The organism is Streptomyces sp. NPDC059816 (genome assembly GCF_042732055.1).
In the GTDB taxonomy this organism is placed as follows: Bacteria; Actinomycetota; Actinomycetes; order Streptomycetales; family Streptomycetaceae; genus Streptomyces.
The window spans coordinates 210,453-223,637 of record NZ_JBHWIQ010000002.1; the positions used below are offsets into that span (position 1 = coordinate 210,453).

Consider the following 13,185-nt stretch of genomic DNA (forward strand, 5'->3'; position numbering starts at 1 on the left):
CTTTTTTCACCCCCCCCCCCCCCCCCTCAAAAAACCCCCCACCTACGGCCCCCCCCCTACTGTTTACTACCCCCCCCCCCCCCCCCCCCGGGGGGGGCCCCCCCCCGGCCCGCCCCCCCCCCTCTCGCTCGTTCACCCCCCGCACGGGGGTGCGGAACTCAGCCGGCCAGGCAGGACGGGCCGAGCAGCACCTTCAGGTCGCCGAAGAGCGCCGGGTCGGGCTGCACCCGGTGCCGGTCCAGCCGCAGGACGGTGGTCTTGCGGGGGCCCTCCAGCCTGATCCGCACCTCGCTGTTGCCCTTGTGGTGCCCGAGGATCTCCCCGAGGCGGCTGATCATCGGCGGGGTGACCTTCACCGCCGGGATGGTGATCACCACGGCGGCGTCGGTGCCCGCGTTCGACAGGTCGGGGACCATCAGCTCCATCGCGACCAGCCGGGGCACGTCCTCCCGCTTGTCGAGACGGCCCTTGACGAAGACCACGGCGTCCTCGACCAGCTGCGTGGACACCAGTTGGTAGGTGGCCGGGAAGAACATGCACTCGATGGAGCCGGCCAGGTCCTCCACGGTGGCGATGGCCCAGGCGTTGCCCTGCTTGGTCATCTTGCGCTGGAGGCCGGAGATGATCCCGCCGATGGTGACGACCGCACCGTCCGCGTGTTCCCCGCCGGTGAGCTGGGAGATCGAGGCGTCCGCCTTGTCCGACAGGACGTGCTCGATGCCGAACAGGGGGTGGTCGGAGACGTACAGGCCGAGCATCTCGCGCTCCTGGGCCAGCAGGTACGTCTTCTCCCACTCGTCGGGCGAGAACTCCACGTCCAGCCCGAAGCCCGGCTCGTCGGCGGCCTCGTCACCCATCCCGCCGAAGAGGTCGAACTGCCCCTCGGCCTCCTTGCGCTTCACCTGGACGACGTTGTCGATCATGGGTTCGTACTGGGCGGTGAGGCCCTTGCGAGTGTGCCCCATGGTGTCGAAGGCGCCGGCCTTGATCAGGGACTCGGTGGTGCGCTTGTTGCAGACGACCGCCTCGACCTTGTCCAGGTAGTCGGGGAACGACCCGTACTTCCCCTTGGCCTTGCGGCTGCGGATGATCGATTCCACGACGTTCGTGCCGACGTTGCGCACCGCGGAGAGCCCGAAGAGGATCACGTCGTCACCCTGCGCGGCGAAGTTCGCCATCGACTCGTTGACGTTGGGCGGCAGCACCTTGATGCCCATCCGGCGGCACTCGTTGAGGTAGACGGCCGACTTGTCCTTGTCGTCCTTGACCGAGGTGAGCAGCCCCGCCATGTACTCGGCGGGGTAGTTCGCCTTGAGGTACGCCGTCCAGTACGAGACCAGTCCGTACGCCGCCGAGTGGGCCTTGTTGAACGCGTACCCGGCGAACGGCACCAGCACGTCCCACAGGGACTGGATGGCCTCGTCGCTGTACTCGTTGCGCCGGGCGCCGGCCTGGAAGATCGCGAAGTTCTTCTCCAGTTCCTCCGGCTTCTTCTTGCCCATCACCCGGCGCAGGATGTCGGCCTCGCCGAGCGAGTAGCCGGCGACGATCTGGGCGGCCTTCTGCACCTGCTCCTGGTAGACGATCAGGCCGTGGGTGACGTCCAGGACCTCCTTCAGGGGCTCTTCCAGCTCCTTGTGGATGGGCGTGATCTCCTGCTGGCCGTTCTTGCGCAGGGCGTAGTTCGTGTGCGAGTTCATGCCCATCGGGCCCGGCCGGTACAGGGCGGACACGGCGGAGATGTCTTCGAAGTTGTCGGGCTTCATCAGCCGCAGCAGGGACCGCATGGGTCCGCCGTCGAACTGGAAGACGCCGAGGGTGTCGCCGCGCTGGAGGAGTTCGAAGGTCTTCGGGTCGTCCAGCGGCAGTCCCAGGAGGTCGATGTCGACGTCCTTGTTGGACTTCACCATCTTGACGGCGTCGTCCATGATCGTCAGGTTGCGCAGCCCGAGGAAGTCCATCTTCAGCAGGCCGAGCGACTCACAACTCGGGTAGTCCCACTGGGTGATGGTGACCTGGTCGGAGTGGCGCACCCAGACCGGCACGTGGTCGGTGATCCGCTCGCTGGACATGATCACGCCGGCGGCGTGCACGCCCATCTGCCGGACCAGGCCCTCCACGCCGCGCGCGGTGTCGATGACCTTCTTGACGTCCGGCTCGTTCTCGTACATCCCCCGCACCTCGCCCGCCTCCGAGTAGCGCGGGTGGGCGGGGTCGATGATGCCGGACAGCGGGATGCCCTTGCCGAGGACGTCGGCGGGCATGGCCTTGGTGATGCGGTCGCCCATGGCGTACGGGTAGCCGAGGACGCGCGCGGAGTCCTTGATCGCGTTCTTGGCCTTGATGGTGCCGTAGGTGCCGATCATGGCGACCTTGTCGGCGCCGTACTTCTCCGTCACGTACCGGATCACCTCGACGCGCCTGCGCTCGTCGAAGTCGATGTCGACGTCGGGCATGGAGATGCGCTCGGGGTTGAGGAAGCGCTCGAAGATCAGACCGTGCGGGATCGGGTCGAGGTCGGTGATGCCGAGCGCGTACGCGACGATCGAGCCGGCCGCGGAGCCCCGGCCGGGGCCCACCGCGATGCCCTGGTTCTTGGCCCACATGATGAAGTCGGCGACCACGAGGAAGTACCCCGGGAACCCCATCGAGATGATCGTGTCCATCTCGTACTCGACCTGCTTGATCCGGTCGTCCGGGATGCCGCCCGGGAAGCGGCGGTCCATGCCGCGCATGGTCTCCTCGCGGAACCAGGAGACCTCGGTGTAGCCCTCGGGGATGTCGAACTTCGGCATCAGGTCGCGCTTGCCGAACATCCCTTCGGTGTCGACCTGCTCCGCCACCAGCAGCGTGTTGCGGCACCCCTCCTGCCAGGCGTCGGAGGAGTCGATGGCGTACATCTCCTCCGTCGACTTCAGGTAGTAGCCGGTGCCGTCGAACCGGAACCGGTCCGGGTCCGAGAGGTTCTTGCCGGTCTGGATGCACAGCAGCGCGTCGTGCGCCACCGACTCCGACGCGTACGTGTAGTGCGAGTCGTTGGTGACGATCGGGGGGATGCCCAGCTTCTTGCCGATCTCCAGCAGCCCGTCGCGCACCCGCCGCTCGATCTCGATGCCGTGGTCCATCAGCTCCAGGAAGTACCGGCCCTTGCCGAAGATGTCCTGGTAGTCGGAGGCGGCCTTGAGCGCCTCGTCGAACTGGCCGAGCCGCAGCCGCGTCTGGAGTTCGCCCGAGGGGCAGCCGGTGGAGGCGATCAGCCCCTCCGACCACTGGGCGATGGTCTCCCGGTCCATCCGCGGCCACTTCTGGAGCCAGCCCTCGGCGTACGCGTCCGAGGACAGCCGGAAGAGGTTGTGCAGTCCCGTCGCGTTCGACGCCCAGATCGTCTTGTGGGTGTAACCACCCGAACCGGACACGTCGTCCCGCTTCTGGTGCGGCTGACCCCACTGGATCTTGCGCTTGTTGCGCCGGGACTCCGGCGCCACGTACGCCTCGATCCCGAGGATCGGGGTGATGCCCGCCTTCGTCGCCTGGTGGAAGAAGTCGTACGCCCCGTGCAGGTTGCCGTGGTCCGTCATGGCGATGTGGGTCATGCCCATCTCGCCGCAGGCGTTGAACATGTCCTTCAACCGCGCGGCACCGTCCAGCAGCGAGTACTGGGTGTGGACGTGCAGGTGCGTGAACGGCGGTTTCGACACGGAGCGGCCTCCAGCGGAAGGGTCGGCGACGGTCTGGGGGGACAGCGTGGAAGTCTACGTCTTCGGCCCGGCCCGGTCCCCGCGACGGCGACGGGCGGAACCACCCCACGGGCGGGCCGCACTTCTGACGGGTGACCCCGGAACACCCGTTCGGGCACTCGGCGGCGGGCCCGGACGTTGGGAGGGAGGGGCACCGTGCGTGCGGGCGACGACGTCCGTGCACGGCACCCCCGGATCCGTGATGTTCCGCAGCAGGAGGCACCCTCATATGTCGGTTCTGTCCGTACCCCCGGTCCAGCGGCCCAACGCCGGGCAGCGGGCTGAGGAGATCCTCAGCGTCTTCGACTCCGCCTTCGGCGAGCTGCTGGCCGCCGACCCCGCGGCGTTCCGGGTGAAGTTCCGCAAGATGGCCGCCTCCGCCTTCGCCTTCTACCGCGGCACGGCCTGCCTCTTCTACCGGGACCTCGCCGCGGAGGGCGCCGGCGTGGCGGCGCCGGGCACCGCGGGCCCCGCCGGCGGCCCGTACCTGGACGAGCGGACCTCCCGGGTGTGGATCCACGGCGATCTGCACGCCGAGAACTTCGGCACCTACATGGACTCCCAGGGCCGGCTGATCTTCAACGTCAACGACTTCGACGAGGCGTACGTCGGGCCCTTCACCTGGGACCTCAAGCGCTTCGCGGCCTCCGTGGCGCTGATCGGCTACGCGAAGGCGCTGAGCGACGAGCAGATCTCCGGCCTGGTGCGGACGTACGCGGACGCCTACCGGGGACGCATCCACACCCTCGCGAGCGGGACCCCGGGCGAGGAGGTGCCCCCGTTCAGCCTGGACACCGCCGAGGGTCCGCTGCTGGGCGCACTGCGCACCGCCCGCTCGCTGACCCGGTTCTCGCTGCTCGACTCGATGACGGAGATCCGTGACTTCGAGCGCCGCTTCGCTCCCGGCGGCGGCTCCATCGAGCTGGACGCCGCCACCCGGTACAAGGTCCTCGCGGCCTTCGACGGCTACCTGGAGACGCTCCCCGAGTCCTCCTTGACCCGGCCCGACTCGTACCGGGTGAAGGACGTGGTCGGCCGGCGGGGCGTCGGGATCGGCTCGGCGGGCCTGCCCTCGTACAACATCCTCCTGGAGGGCAACAGCGACGCCCTGGAGAACGACGTCGTCATCTACCTCAAGCAGGCCCAGACCCCGGCCGTGTCCCGGCACGTCACGGACCGGGCGATCCGGGAGTACTGGCAGCACGAGGGGCACCGCACCGTGATCTCGCAGCGCGCCCTCCAAGCGCACGCGGACCCGTGGCTGGGCTGGACCGAGCTGGACGGCGCCGGCCAGCTGGTCGCCGAGGTGTCGCCGTACGCGGTGGACCTCGACTGGTCGGACATCGACGACCTGGACGAGATCACGGCGGTGGTCGCCGACCTCGGCCGGGCGACGGCCACGATGCACGCGGCGGCGGACGACGAGAGCGGGCACTCGGAGCTGGTGCCGTTCTCCACCGAGCGGGCGATCGACGCCGCCATCGCCGCGGACGAGGACGGCTTCGCGCAGCTGCTGGTCGACTTCGCCCACCACTACGGGGCGCGGGCCCGCCACGACCACCAGACCTTCGTCGACCTGTTCCGCAACGGCCGGATTCCCGGCCTGTAGGCCCGCCGGGGCGGGCCCGCCGGGGCGGATCACCCGCCCCGGCGAACGCACAGCAACCCTTTAGTGCTCTCTTACCCCCGGCCATGGGAGACTCCTGGGCGATGGACATACCCGGTACCCCGCTCAGAGCCGTGCGCGCGGCACTGTTCACGGCACTGACCGTGACACTGTCGACCGCGTCGCACGTGCTGCTGTCCGGGGTGCCGCTGCCCCTGTCGACGACCGTGTGCGTCACCGTCGTCGTCTTCCTCCTCGCCTACGCCCTGGCGGGGCGACGGGAACGCGGCTTCGGCCCCATCGCGGCGCTGCTGGTGCCGCTGGAACTGGTCGCGGACACCGTGTTCACCGTCGGGCAGCACACCTGCTACGGCCCGGCCGGCGGTCCCGTCACCGGTCCGCTGCGTTCGGTGGGCCTGGACGTGCTGTGCGCGGGTACGGAGGTCGGCACCCCGCTGGCGGCGGCCGTGGTGGCCGGCGAGCGGGGACGCGCGGCGGACCTGCTCGTCCACACCACCCCCGGCACCGCCTGGCTGCTGCTCGCCGCGCACCTGGGCATCGGGCTGCTGGCCTCGGTCTGGCTGTGGCGCGGCGAGCGGGCGTTGGCGCGGCTGCTGCGCACGGTGGCCGTCAGCACCTTCCGACCGCTGTTGCTCGCGGTCGCCGCGGTGTGCGCCCACCGGGGGACCGGACACCCGCCGGTCGCCGCCCCGGCCTTCCCCGGCGTGATCGTCCGCCCTCGACTGTGGGCGCATTCGGTGGTCCGCAGGGGCCCTCCCCCCGCCCTGCTCCTCGGCTGACCGGTCGCCCCCGCGGCTGACCGGTCCCCGGCACGACGGACCCGCCGGGCGATCCGGCAACCCCACTTCCCATCCCGTACTCCGCCGCGCGCGGATTGCGTCATCACACGGAGATCTCCCCCATGAGCAAGAGGAACAGCCAGGCGGCGAAGACGGCGGCCCGCGAGCGGCTGCGGATCGAGCGCGAGAAGCAGGCCAAGCGGGACAAGACGCGGCGCCAGATGATCGTGGGCGCCTCGATCGTCGGCGTGCTCGCGGTCGCGGCGGGCGCCGGCTACCTGGTCATGGAGGCCAACAAGCCCGAGTACTGGGAGAAGGCGGCCAAGGCCAAGCTGGTCAAGCCGGCGAACTCCAGCGGCGAGAACGGCACCACCGTCGTCATCGGCAAGGACTCGGCCAAGAAGACCCTGAAGCTGTACGAGGACCCGCGCTGCCCGGCCTGCGCGGGCTTCGAGCAGACCCTCGGGTCGACCATCAAGCAGGACGTCGCGGACGGCAAGTACAAGGTCCAGTTCATAGGCGCGACCTTCCTCGACGGACGCCTCATGGGTGAGGGCTCGCGCAACGCGCTGAGCGCGCTCGGCGCCGCCCTGAACGTCAGCCCCGAGGCGTTCATGGCGTACAAGGAGCAGCTGTACTCCACGAAGCACCACCCCGAGGAGTCGAAGGACGACTTCAAGAAGGACTCGTACCTGATCAAGGTGGCGGACGACGTCAAGGAGCTCAAGGGCAACAAGGAGTTCCAGAACGCGGTCGAGGACGGCACCTACGACCGCTGGGCGCTGGAGATGTCGGAGACGTTCGACAAGAACAAGGACGGCGTCACCGGCACCCCGTCCCTGGTGATGGACGGCAAGAAGGTCACTGCCGAGGGCTCGGAGAACTCGCCCGGAACGGTGGAGGAGTACAACAAGGCGTTGGACAAGGCCCTGAAGGGCTGACGTCCGCACGCCCGTCGTACGGGGTGCCCGCCGGGCGCCCCGTACGGCTCACCGGGGCGCCCGGACGGAGCGCGCGACTGTGTCCGCGCTCCGTTCCGAGCGCCCCGTCGTCTTGCGGTTGGCCGGGGCCCGGGTCCCGGGACGGGCACCGCCGAGCGGGGGTCGAGCCCCCCGTTCGACGGTCCTCACTGCACCTTTCAACACCACGGCCACCCCTGTCGGGAAAGGACCTTGTTCGCTTCCGCGCCCCGCACATAGTCATGACACGCAAGCTTTCTGCACCTCTGATTCCACGACGAGAGGGATCCATGAGCATGCGTATGAAGACCCTGGGTGGCGGATTGGTCCTCGGAGCCGCCGCACTGATGTTCGCGGCAGGCCCGGCCGTGGCGGGCACGGACGTCTACGTCAACACCACTGACCCCTTCAACGGCGGGGCGGCGGGCTTCGCCCACAACGGCGACGTGTTCACCGTCTGCGACAACAGGTCGGACGGCCTGCGCGCGAGCGGCCACATCGGTTGGTCCACCCCCGAGATGAGCTACTGGATCCCGCTGGAGGACGCCAATGGCTCCGGCAATCCGTGCGCGCGCAATGACCTGGAGATTCCCGAGGGGAAGCGCGTCACCGTCGAGATCTGTCTGAAGGACGGGGCCGCCGGCACTCCGAGGTACTGCGCCACGGAGCACGGCACCGCGTAGCACCCCGTTCCCCGGCGAGGACCCACAGGACGGGGTCCGGACGTCGGGAACGGGTGAACCCGGGCGGGTCACTCCTGCAACTCCTCCAGCCGCCGCAGGTCGTCGCCGACCAGGGCGCGCTCCGGTGCGGTGAGGGGGACCGCCGCCGCCCGGACGAGCACGGACGCGGCCCCTTCCCCGTCGCCCAGGCGGCCCGCGACGTCGGCCCGGAGCACCAGCAGGCGCAGCAGCTGCACGGGCGCGGGTCGTTCGTCCCGCAGTTCCAGCACCCGGTCGATGACCTTGGCGGCCGCCACCGGGTCCTCCTTGGAGCCGGCGAGGAGCGCGGCGTGGTGCAGGGCCCGCGCGAAGGTCTCCTCGGGCGCGGGCCGGTGGCGTTGGTCGGTGTCCGTGGGTTGGCCCACCCGGACGCAGTTGCCGCCCGGGTCGGTCAGCAGGAACTGGCGCACGCCGTGCGAGGTGTCGCTCAGCGCCCCGATGCGGGGCAGCCCTCGGGTCGGGACCTTGCCGTACGCCGCCTTGAGCCCGGCGCGGAAGGCCTGGTGCAGTCCGTCGACGTCATCGGTCCGGACGTAGCACGTGCTGTACGACTCGGTCGGCTCGTACCCTTTCATCGCGAAGAAGTGCAGCTCCGCTCCGCCGCGTCGGACCACCGCGTAGGGGTTGGGGCTCCGCTGCCGGAAGGTCACCTCGAACCCCAGCGCGGTGTAGAAGTCGAGGACCGGCGGGAGGGTCCGACAGGGGAGGATCGGAAGGCTCGTCTCACTCATCACAGCAGTCTAGTCAAACTTGCCTAGCCACTCATGAGCCTTCTTCAAATCGCCGGGAACCGGCCCGCCCGGCTTTCGGGCAGACCGGGCGGGGGGCGACCCGCCGCCCCGACCCCGCAGACTGGCGGGCGAAGCCGGAGAGCGGAGGGTCGTCGACGGGCCCCGGAGGCGAGCCGGTCGCCCGCGGTGGATCACGTCCCGTTCCGGTCGAGGAAGTCGGCGATCAGGGGGGCGATCCCGGCAAGGTCCTCCTCCAGGGCGAAGTGGCCGGTGGGGAAGGTGTGCAGCGCGGCGTCGGGCACATCCTTGAGATAGGCGTGCGCCCCCGGCTCGGGGAAGAACGGGTCGTTGCTGCCCCAGACGATCAGCACCGGCGGGGTGTGGGTCCGCAGCCACTCCTGCCACCGGCCGTACTGTTCGACGTTGGTGTGGTAGTCGAAGGCGAGCGCCTCCTGTGCGTCCTTACGGCCGGGCTGGTCCAGGAAGTACTGGTCGAGGATCCAGCCGTCGGGGGCGATCCGCTCCGGATCGCGGGTCCCCGCCTCGTACTGGAAGCGCGTGCCGGAGAGGGTGAAGAGCGCGCGGACGGTCTCCCGGGCGCCTTCCTGCTCCGGGCGCAGGGCGATGAAGTCCCGTGCGGCGTCGGACAGCCCCTCCTCGTACGCATTGCCGTTCTGGACGACCAGTCCCGCGATCCACTCGGGGTGTCGGGTCGCGAGCCGGAACCCGACGGGCGCGCCGAAGTCGAAGACGTACAGGAAGAACCGGTCCAGACCGAGCCCCTGCACGAACCCCTCCATGACGTCGGCGAGCCGTTCGAAGGAGTAGGTGAAGTCGGCGGGCGCCTCGGTGTGGCCGAAGCCCGGGTAGTCGGGGGCGATCAGCCGGTACCGGGAGCCGAGGGTGTCGAGCAGACGCCGGAACTGGTGGGAGGCGGAGGGGAATCCGTGCAGCAGCAACAGGACCGGGGCGTCCGGGCGCTCCGGCAGGGACTCCCGGTAGAAGACCCGCACGCCGTCGACGTCGAGGTGACGGTGGACCGCCGGGGCCGGGGCCGCGACGAGCGGATGGGTGGGGGAATACGCACTCACTAATGCCTCCATGGTTAGTTGATGCGTTAGCTTCCCCTGACCATACCTAATGGATGAGTGTGGCGATATACCATTAGGTTCATGAGTGACACGACACCGTTCACCGGCGAGCCCCTCGCCCTCGACCTGGTCAACACCCGGCCGAGCAGCGGCGATCTCCTCACCACGGCCGAGCAGCTGCGCAGCTGGCTCGCGCTCCAGGCCGACCGGCTGCCCGAAGGCGACGGAGCGGAGGTGACGCTTTCGGACCTGGAAGCGGTGCGGGAGGTACGGGACGCCACCGCGACCGTCCTCGCACGGGTGCGCAGCGGCGCGCGACCCCCCGAATCCGCACTGGCCGCACTGAACCGGGCGCAACGCACGGCGCCCGGCACGCTCCGACTGGACTGGGACGGAACGGCCGTCACCGCGGTTCTCCGACGCACCGGCGGCACCCCGGGGCAGTGGATCGCCGCCCGGTTGGCCGAGTCGGCCGCCGTCCTCATCGCCGGCCCCGACCTCCAGCGGGTGCGCGTCTGCGAGGCCCCCGACTGCGTGCTGCTGTTCCTCGCCGCGAACCCCCGCCGGCGCTGGTGCTCCGCCACGCGCTGCGGCAACCGCACCCGGGTGGCCCGCCACTACCAGCGGCACAAGCACCACCAGGACCAGGACGACCGGGACCGGGCGCCGGCGCCGTCGACGGAATCCGACGCCCGGCCGTGAGCGGGGCACCGCCCGGAGATCGGATGTTCACGACCGGCCGGAGCCGGTAACAAGCGCAGGCATGGAGAACGTACTACGCCCCGCCCTGGTCCTCGGCGGTTCCGTCGTGCTCACCCTGCTGCTCGGGTGGGCCGTCGACCAGCTGCTCCGCCGGGCCGACCGCCGCCACCCCCAGGCCCCGTTGTGGGGACTGCTGCGACGCTGCCGACTCCCCCTCCAGGTGATGCTGTGCACGGCCCTGCTCAGGGGCTCGTACCGACAGGCCGGCCTCTGGGGGGATCACACGGCGAGCGTGGGACGGCTGCTGTCGCTGGTCCTCATCGGGGCCACCGCCTGGCTCCTGGTGCGCGTCGCCGCGGCGGTCGTGGAGTCCTCGTACCGCCGCTACGCCACCGCGCACCGCGACCCCGCGCGACTGCGCAGGGTGCGCACCCAGGTGACCCTGATCCAGCGGGTCGTCACGGCCGTGGTCGCAGTGGTCGCCGTCGCGGCCATGTTGCTGACGTTCCCCGCGATGCGGACGGCGGGCACCTCGCTGCTGGCCTCCGCAGGAGTGCTCGGGATCGTGGCGGGTGTCGCCGCGCAGTCCACCCTGGGGAACCTGTTCGCCGGGTTCCAGATCGCCTTCGGCGACATGGTCCGGATCGGCGACACGGTGGTGGTGGACGGCGAGTGGGGCACGGTGGACGAGATCACGCTCACCTTCCTCACCGTCCGCACCTGGGACGAGCGGCGCATCACCATGCCCGTCTCGTACTTCACCAGCCAGCCCTTCGAGAACTGGTCCCGGGGCGGGGTGCAGATGACGGGCACCGTCTTCTTCCACCTCGACCACAGCGCTCCGGTGGACGCGATGCGCAAACGACTGGCCGAGGTCCTGGGCGACTGCCCGGCCTGGGACCGGCGCGAGTTCGCCCTCGCGGTCACCGACACCACCCCGACCACGATGCAGGTGCGCGCCGTGGTCACCGCGAAGGACGCCGACGACATCTGGACGGTCCGGGTCGCGGTCCGCGAGCGGATGCTGAGCTGGCTCGCCGAGCACCACCCCTACGCGCTGCCGCGGATCAACACCACGGCAGCCGTCCTGCCCCCCGGCTAGGGGTCGCCTACGAGGACTCGGCGCGCACCCGGTCCAGCGCCCGCTGGAGGTCCTCGGGATAGGTGCTCTCGAACTCCACCCAGCGGGCCTCCCCCGGGTGCTCGAACCCGAGGCGCACCGCGTGCAGCCACTGCCGGGTCAGCCCGAGCCGGGCGGCGAGCGTGGGGTCGGCCCCGTAGGTGAGGTCACCGACGCACGGATGGCGGTGCGCCGCCATGTGCACCCGGATCTGGTGGGTGCGGCCGGTCTCCAGCTTCACGTCGAGGAGCGAGGCAGCCCGGAACGCCTCCAGCAGGTCGTAGTGGGTCACCGACGGCTTGCCCTCGGCGACGACCGCCCACTTGTAGTCGTGCTGGGGGTGCCGCCCGATCGGCGCGTCGATGGTGCCGCTGGTCGGGTCGGGGTGCCCCTGGACCAGGGTGTGGTACCGCTTGTCCACGGTCCGCTCACGGAACTGCTGCTTGAGCGAGCTGTACGCGTACTCGGACTTCGCGACCACCATCAGCCCCGAGGTCCCCACGTCGAGCCGGTGCACGATGCCCTGGCGCTCGGCGGCACCCGAGGTGGAGATCCGGTAGCCGGCGGCGGCCAGCCCGCCGATGACGGTGGGGCCGGTCCAGCCGGGGCTCGGGTGCGCGGCGACCCCGACGGGCTTGACGATCACCACGATGTCGTCGTCGTCGTGGACGATCTCCATGCCCTCGACGGGCTCGGCGACGACCTGCACGGGTGCGGGCGGCAGCGGCATCTCCACCTCCAGCCAGGCCCCCCCGTGCACGCGCTCGGACTTGCCGACCGCCGTGCCGTCGACCAGCACCTTGCCCGCGGCGGCCAACTCCGCCGCCTTCGTACGGGAGAAGCCGAACATCCGGGAGATGGCGGCGTCGACGCGCTCGCCCTCCAGGCCGTCCGGCACGGGCAGGGTTCGGATCTCGGGAATAGCGCTCACCCGTCGAGTATGCAGGACGCAGCAGCTGTCCCCGCCCGGACCTCGTCGTTCGCCGGGTCCGGCCCGCCCCCGCACCGGGGCCGAGGACCTCAGTCCTTGTGGACGGTCCCGTCCGGGTCGAGGCCGCGGAAGGACAGCAGCACGATCAGGATGCCGCCGCACACGATCGCGGAGTCCGCGAGGTTGAAGACCGCGAAGCCCTTGGGCGCGATGAAGTCCACGACGGCGCCCTCGAAGACGCCCGGGGCCCGGAAGATCCGGTCGGTGAGGTTCCCCAGGGCGCCGCCGAGCAGCAGGCCCAGGGCGATGGCCCAGGGGGCGCTGTACAGCTTGCGGGCCAGCCGGACGATCACCACGATCACGGTCGCCGCGATCAGCGTGAAGATCACGGTGAACGCCTCGCCCACACCGAAGGCCGCACCGGGGTTGCGGAGCGCCTCGAAGCGGAGCCACTCGCCGATGACGTTGATCGGCTCGTGGTGCTCCAGCTTGGCGACGACGAGCAGCTTGCTGCCCAGGTCGAGCGCGTAGGCGAAGGCGGCCACCGCGAGCAGCACCGCGATCCGCCGCTTGCCGCGCGAGGCCGGGGTGCCTTCCCCGTCCGCGACGGCACCCGAGGCCGCGTCCCGCTGGTCGTCGTGCTCGCCGCCGGAGGCCGACGCCGCGCCGGCGGGGTCCGGGGAGTCCGGGGTGTCGATGGTGCGCTCCGCCTCTGCCACGTGAGTCCCTCAGCCTAGGTACCTGACTGAGGACGAGGGTACGGCACCGGTCCCCCGGCTGATCAGG

General features: G+C 70.4%; 11 protein-coding genes. 6 read left to right on the forward strand and 5 right to left on the reverse strand.

From position 1 onward, the window contains the following. Positions 1-158 precede the first annotated feature (158 nt). Positions 159-3,698 (reverse strand): DNA polymerase III subunit alpha, encoded by a 3,540-nt coding sequence (dnaE, locus tag ACFV88_RS03545; protein ID WP_385485539.1) that lies wholly within the window; start codon positions 3,696-3,698, stop codon positions 159-161. Positions 3,699-3,966: 268 nt separating this feature from the next. Between dnaE and ACFV88_RS03550 the strand changes: the two genes are divergently transcribed. The 4 genes from ACFV88_RS03550 (at position 3,967) to ACFV88_RS03565 (ending at position 7,785) form a co-directional block, all read left to right on the forward strand. Further along, positions 3,967-5,346: a DUF2252 domain-containing protein gene (locus ACFV88_RS03550; RefSeq protein ID WP_385485541.1), complete on the forward strand. Its 1,380-nt coding sequence runs from the start codon at positions 3,967-3,969 to the stop codon at positions 5,344-5,346. A 101-nt stretch (positions 5,347-5,447) separates the two neighbouring features. Continuing rightward, complete coding sequence (locus ACFV88_RS03555) at positions 5,448-6,143, forward strand: hypothetical protein (RefSeq protein WP_385485543.1); 696 nt, start codon at positions 5,448-5,450, stop codon at positions 6,141-6,143. Between the two features lie 122 nt (positions 6,144-6,265). Beyond that, the gene (locus ACFV88_RS03560; protein ID WP_385485545.1) at positions 6,266-7,084 is read left to right on the forward strand and encodes a thioredoxin domain-containing protein; all 819 of its coding nucleotides are present in this window, start codon (positions 6,266-6,268) and stop codon (positions 7,082-7,084) included. A 314-nt stretch (positions 7,085-7,398) separates the two neighbouring features. Then, positions 7,399-7,785 carry a hypothetical protein gene (locus ACFV88_RS03565; RefSeq protein WP_385485547.1) on the forward strand — a complete coding sequence of 129 codons (387 nt, stop codon included), beginning with the start codon at positions 7,399-7,401 and terminating at the stop codon, positions 7,783-7,785. 68 nt (positions 7,786-7,853) lie between these two features. Here the strand turns inward: ACFV88_RS03565 and ACFV88_RS03570 are convergent, their stop codons facing one another. Together ACFV88_RS03570 and ACFV88_RS03575 are read right to left on the reverse strand one after the other, a co-directional pair. Next, positions 7,854-8,555 (reverse strand): bleomycin resistance protein, encoded by a 702-nt coding sequence (locus tag ACFV88_RS03570; protein ID WP_385485548.1) that lies wholly within the window; start codon positions 8,553-8,555, stop codon positions 7,854-7,856. A 191-nt stretch (positions 8,556-8,746) separates the two neighbouring features. Further along, positions 8,747-9,646 carry an alpha/beta fold hydrolase gene (locus tag ACFV88_RS03575; protein ID WP_385485550.1) on the reverse strand — a complete coding sequence of 300 codons (900 nt, stop codon included), beginning with the start codon at positions 9,644-9,646 and terminating at the stop codon, positions 8,747-8,749. An 81-nt stretch (positions 9,647-9,727) separates the two neighbouring features. Between ACFV88_RS03575 and ACFV88_RS03580 the strand changes: the two genes are divergently transcribed. Further along, positions 9,728-10,348: a CGNR zinc finger domain-containing protein gene (locus tag ACFV88_RS03580; RefSeq protein ID WP_385485552.1), complete on the forward strand. Its 621-nt coding sequence runs from the start codon at positions 9,728-9,730 to the stop codon at positions 10,346-10,348. A 61-nt stretch (positions 10,349-10,409) separates the two neighbouring features. After that, complete coding sequence (locus ACFV88_RS03585) at positions 10,410-11,450, forward strand: mechanosensitive ion channel family protein (RefSeq protein WP_385485554.1); 1,041 nt, start codon at positions 10,410-10,412, stop codon at positions 11,448-11,450. A gap of 7 nt (positions 11,451-11,457) precedes the next feature. On the opposite strand, the gene ACFV88_RS03590 is transcribed toward ACFV88_RS03585, so the two are convergent. Together ACFV88_RS03590 and lspA are read right to left on the reverse strand one after the other, a co-directional pair. Further along, positions 11,458-12,399 carry an RluA family pseudouridine synthase gene (locus tag ACFV88_RS03590; RefSeq protein ID WP_385485556.1) on the reverse strand — a complete coding sequence of 314 codons (942 nt, stop codon included), beginning with the start codon at positions 12,397-12,399 and terminating at the stop codon, positions 11,458-11,460. Positions 12,400-12,488: 89 nt separating this feature from the next. Beyond that, positions 12,489-13,118 (reverse strand): signal peptidase II, encoded by a 630-nt coding sequence (gene lspA / locus ACFV88_RS03595; protein WP_385485558.1) that lies wholly within the window; start codon positions 13,116-13,118, stop codon positions 12,489-12,491. Between the last annotated feature and the right edge of the window lie 67 nt (positions 13,119-13,185).

What these genes read in the sequence shown, in the direction of transcription:
- ACFV88_RS03550 (WP_385485541.1), top strand. Translation starts at nt 3,967, where the DNA reads ATGTCGGTTCTGTCCGTACCCCCGGTCCAGCGGCCCAACGCCGGGCAG.
- ACFV88_RS03555 (WP_385485543.1), top strand. Translation starts at nt 5,448, where the DNA reads ATGGACATACCCGGTACCCCGCTCAGAGCCGTGCGCGCGGCACTGTTC.
- ACFV88_RS03560 (WP_385485545.1), top strand. Translation starts at nt 6,266, where the DNA reads ATGAGCAAGAGGAACAGCCAGGCGGCGAAGACGGCGGCCCGCGAGCGG.
- ACFV88_RS03565 (WP_385485547.1), top strand. Translation starts at nt 7,399, where the DNA reads ATGCGTATGAAGACCCTGGGTGGCGGATTGGTCCTCGGAGCCGCCGCA.
- ACFV88_RS03570 (WP_385485548.1), bottom strand. Translation starts at nt 8,555, where the DNA reads ATGAGTGAGACGAGCCTTCCGATCCTCCCCTGTCGGACCCTCCCGCCG.
- ACFV88_RS03580 (WP_385485552.1), top strand. Translation starts at nt 9,728, where the DNA reads ATGAGTGACACGACACCGTTCACCGGCGAGCCCCTCGCCCTCGACCTG.
- ACFV88_RS03585 (WP_385485554.1), top strand. Translation starts at nt 10,410, where the DNA reads ATGGAGAACGTACTACGCCCCGCCCTGGTCCTCGGCGGTTCCGTCGTG.